4 protein-coding genes and 1 pseudogene are annotated in these 4479 nt (G+C 68.6%); 2 read left to right on the forward strand and 3 right to left on the reverse strand.

Going from position 1 to position 4479, the window contains the following annotated elements:
- Positions 1-1012, forward strand: a 1012-nt coding sequence (locus APY03_RS14805) for an amino acid kinase family protein (protein ID WP_083944363.1), incomplete at its 5' end; no start/stop codon positions are given.
- Between the two features lie 30 nt (positions 1013-1042).
- Here APY03_RS14805 and APY03_RS14810 read toward each other — a convergent pair.
- The 3 genes from APY03_RS14810 to msrA form a co-directional block, all read right to left on the reverse strand.
- The gene (locus tag APY03_RS14810; protein ID WP_068677958.1) at positions 1043-3148 is read right to left on the reverse strand and encodes a TonB-dependent receptor; all 2106 of its coding nucleotides are present in this window, start codon (positions 3146-3148) and stop codon (positions 1043-1045) included.
- An 80-nt stretch (positions 3149-3228) separates the two neighbouring features.
- The gene (locus APY03_RS14815) at positions 3229-3621 is read right to left on the reverse strand and encodes a hypothetical protein (protein WP_068677959.1); all 393 of its coding nucleotides are present in this window, start codon (positions 3619-3621) and stop codon (positions 3229-3231) included.
- A gap of 29 nt (positions 3622-3650) precedes the next feature.
- Positions 3651-4205, reverse strand: a complete 555-nt coding sequence (msrA, locus tag APY03_RS14820) for a peptide-methionine (S)-S-oxide reductase MsrA (RefSeq protein WP_068677960.1) — start codon at positions 4203-4205, stop codon at positions 3651-3653.
- Between the two features lie 102 nt (positions 4206-4307).
- Between msrA and APY03_RS43805 the strand changes: the two are divergent.
- Positions 4308-4479 (forward strand): annotated as a pseudogene (locus APY03_RS43805) (TetR family transcriptional regulator); the annotation flags it as partial.

The following is a 4479-nucleotide window of genomic DNA, read 5'->3' on the forward strand; positions in this document are numbered from 1 at the left end:
GGCCCACGGCATCAGTGCCACCGTGGCAATGGGGAACCAGATCGGGCTGCGCACCGACACCAACTACACCCGCGCCCGGCTACAGGGGGTGAACCTCGCGGCGCTCCGGCGGCAACTGGTACCGCACCAGGTGGTCGTGGTGCCGGGCGGGCAGGCGTCGGCCGCACGAAGCGGCGAGACCACGTGGATGGGCAGGAACAGCTCCGACCTCTCGGCCATCGCGCTGACCGCCGCGCTGGGCGAGGAGGAGCTGGAGATCTATTCCGACGTGCCGGGTGTGCTCGACTGCGACCCGACCATGGTCGTCGACGCGGCGCTGATTCCGCGCCTGTCGTATGCGCAGGCCATCGAGATGTCGGTGTCGGGCGCGAAGGTGCTGCACCACGGCGCCATCGAACATGCGCTGCAGAACCGGCTTCGCATCGTGTGCCGGCGCAACCACGGCAACTTCGAGACGGGCACCGTGCTGGTGGCCGATGCGGCGTTCCAGCCAGCCGTCGTTCCCGACGCCCGTTCGCAGACTTTCGAGGCCAGCATCGGGACCGCCAGAGATGCAGCGCAGCAACTGGCCGCCGCCGACGTGCCGCATGTGCTGATGCCCGGAACCCAGGAAGGCACGCGGCGCGTGGTCGTCACCTGCGGCTTCTTCGATGCCTGGCACTTCCTTGCAACCGAGCGCCAGTTGCCGGTGGTCAAGCAAGACACGCTGCTGCTGACACGCGTGCGGCTGGACGGCGGCGTCAAGCGCGAACTGGTCGCGCCGTCGGCCCTGGCTGCCCGGGCACGCGAGCTGCACGACATCCATTGCGCGCCGGCATCGCCGCTGCCCCAGGCGCAGGCGGAGACTCATGCGTCCTCGCCAACTCCGCAGCCGCTGAGCGTGCGCCTGGGCGTCCAGGACCGCGCGAAAGTTCCCAGCCACCTTGGAGCAGCACCGCTCGCCTGCAGTCGGTCTCGGGTTGCATCGCATGGAGGAGCGCTGGTGCCGCCGATCATCGCCACGCCGCGCTGAGCAGCGTGACGCCCCCCTCGTGAGCCTCGATCAGAAGCTCGCCCGCAGCCCCACCTTCAGGCTGCGCCCCGGCAGCGGGGCGTCGGGGAAGGCCGTGGTGGTGAGGATCGAGGTCGCGCTGTAGGCCAGCTTGTTCGTCAGGTTATCGATGCGCGCATACCAGGTGACGCTGGCGCGCTGCACTTTCATGCGGTAGGTGATGGCCGCATTCCACAACGTGAAGGAATCGGTCGGGCGGGCCCCCACGCTCGGCACGCGGCGCTGGGCCGCGTAATGGTCGAAGCCCAGCCGCGCGGTCCACGGCCCATTGGCGTAGGCCAGCGTGGCGCCCGCACGTGCCGGCGAGATGCGCGGCAGCGGCTCGCCGGTGTCGGTGTTCTTCGCGCGCACCAGGTCGCCACGCCACTGCAGGTCCAGCGTGGATCCATCGGCCGGCCTGGCAAAGCCGTCGGTGCCCAGCAGCCGCAGATTGCCACTGGCCTCGAGGCCGGTGAAGCGCGCGCGCACGCCGCGGTAGACGAACTCGTCCACCACGTCGGGGAACACCAGGCCTTCGTCGGTTTCCACCGGGCCCGGGTTGATGTTGCCTTCCTCATCGCGCACATTGCCCGAGGCCTCCTGACCGATGTAATTGCGGAAGCGCGTGACATAGGCGTTGACCCGCGCGTTGTTGGCGCCGGACTTCCACTGCGCCCCGAGGTCGAAGCCTACCGACTTCTCCTTCTGCAGGTCAGGGTTGCCCACCTCCCAGGCCGCGGTCGCCACGTGCGGGCCATTGGCGAAGAGCTCATAGTCCTTGGGCGCACGCTCGGTGTAGGCCAGGTTCGAGGTCAGCTGCCACTGCGGCGCCAGCTTGACGAGCGCCCCGAGCGCCGCGCTGTTCGGATGAAAGTCGCGCTCGCCGATCGCGAAGCGAGTGACGTCCGGATCGGGCGATCCCGTGGAGCGCACCTTGACCTGCTCGGTACGGGCGCCGAAGCTCAGGCGGCCCCACGAAGTGCCCAGCTCCTCGTGCAGGAACAATGCGTTCGACCGCGTCCGGCTGTGAGGTGCGAAGGCTTCCTCGCCGTCCGCAGAGAAGCGGTTGGTCTCGCTGGTGAAGCCGACCAGGCCTTCCATGCCGCCGATCTTGCGGTGCCGTGCCTCGATGCGCACGTCGTTGCTCTTGTTGCCGAAGACGGTGCCCGGTTCCCAGCCCTCGAACTCGGTGTGGCGGTAGTCGGTGTGGCTGAGCTTGCCGTGGATGCTGGTGAAGAAGCCGCCCGGCCGCCATTCGCCCTCGAGCGCATAGCGATCGGACTTCATGGCGATGGTGACGTCGTCCTCCGCGACCGTGCCGTAGTCGCTGCGGTAGGTGCTGGCCGAGGCGCCGATCCAGCCCTGGCCGAAGAAGAGCGTGCCGCCGACCGCACCGCCATCGGCGCGGTTGGCGGAGTTGCAGATCCTGCGCGCAAGGCCCGGCCGGCGCGGGTTCTCGCAGGCGAGTTCGATGGGGGCCTTGGTGTCGTCCGCATCACGGCTGAAGGCATCCACATGCAGCGCGTAGCGGTCGGTCCCGCCTTCAAGCACGATGCCGCCGCTCTTCTCGCGGTTGCCCGTGGCATAGCCCGCATCGACGCGGCCGCCGAAGCCCTCGAGCGGCTCGTTGGGGATCCGGTTGTCGATCACGTTGACCACGCCACCGACCGCGCTGCCGCCGTACTGCAGGGCCGAGGGGCCGCGCAACACCTCGATGCGCTCGGTGACCAGCGCATCGACCGGCACCGCGTGGTCGTAGCTCAGCGAGGAGGCGTCGGGCGCCGAGGCGCCGTTCTGGAGGATGCGGATGCGGTCGCCGTCCAGGCCGCGGATCGTGGGCCGGCTCGCGTTCGGCCCGAAATAGGTGCTGCCGACGCCCGGGAGGTTGTTCAGCGTCTCGCCCAGGGTGGGCTGGGCGCGCAGCAACAGCTGGTCGCCGGACACCGAGGCGGTGGGCGCGATCAGATCGCTGGCGCCCAGTGGGTTGCCGGTGACCGTGACTTCGGGTAGCGCGGCCCCGCCCGGTGCGGCGGTGGCATCGGATTGTGCCCAGGCGGCGCAGGACACGAAGGAAAGAACGGCAACGCCGACGGCGTTGCGCGTGAAAAGGGATGACATGTGGTTGAAGCTCGTTGAATCGATGGGAAGCCGGCCGCGGCCCGCAAGCGCGAGCGCAGCAACCGGCCGGCAAGGCGGATTCAGCGAGCGGAAGGCGGGCCGCGCGCGTCGAACAGCGCGACCCAGCGGGCGAGTACTTCGCCTTCGAGGTAGAGGAAGACGGCAGCCGGCAGCATGGCCGGCAGCACCACGGCGGGCACGCCGAGCGCGGCCGGGCCGTGGGAGAGCTGGTCGTAGATCCGGCACTCGGCGTCGGTGTGCGTGCCGAAGAGCGCCGAAAGCCCATGGGGGCCATGGTCCGCTTCGCCTTCCTCGGCCGCGGAAACGGCGACCGCCGGCGCATGCACGCCCGGATGGCCGTGGATCGTCCGGTGCACCAGCCCCAGCGTGGCCGCAAACCACAGCGCGAAGGCCAGCACGCACAACAGTGCGCTGGCCTGGGCGGGTCGGGCTGCGAAACGCTTGAAGGGCATGGGCGGGATGGCTGGGGCGAAATGCCCGATCAGGCCTTCTTGAGCCTGGACGCGAAGGTCTTCTGGAACTTCTCGACCTTGGGCCCGACCACGAAGGTGCAGTAGCCCTGGTTCGGGTTGTTCAGGAAATAGTCCTGGTGGTAGGCCTCGGCCGCCGAGTAGTTGGCGAGCGGCCTGACCTCGGTCACCACCGGCGAACGATAGGTCTTGCTCGCCTCGATATCGCGGATCACTTCTTCGGCCACCAGCTTCTGCGCGTCGTCGAGGTAGTAGATGCCGCTGCGGTACTGCGTGCCCACGTCGTTGCCCTGGCGGTTGAGCGTGGTCGGGTCGTGAACCACGAAGAAGATCTCGAGGACCTCGCGCAGCGTGATCTGCGACGGATCGAAGACCAGCTTCACCACCTCGGCATGGCCGGTGCGGCCGGTGCAGACCTGCTCGTAGCTGGGGTTGACGGTCTCGCCGTTGCTGTAGCCCGACTCGACGTCCAGCACGCCCTGTACGCGGTCGAACACCGCCTCGGTGCACCAGAAGCAGCCGCCGCCCAGCACGATGGTCTCGGTGTTCGGTGAAGGCGTGTACATGGACTCTCCGTAGGCTCGAAATGGCGGAACCCCGCATTGTGGCGGCTTGACGGGCCCGGATGCGCTCACTACATTACTAACCCGTCAGTCATTAAGAATTCGATGCCCGCCTCACGCTTCATCAGCGACAAGTTCTTCCCCGCGCGCGCCAAGCGCGCGCGCCGCAAGGAGGCGCGCCCTGGAGAGCTGCTGGAGGCAGCGCTGGATCTCTTCGTCGACAAAGGTTTCGCCGCCACCCGTGCCGAAGAAGTGGCGGCCCGCGCCGGGGTTTCCA

It is taken from the genome of Variovorax sp. WDL1 (assembly GCF_001541225.1).
GTDB lineage: Bacteria > Pseudomonadota > Gammaproteobacteria > Burkholderiales > Burkholderiaceae_C > Variovorax.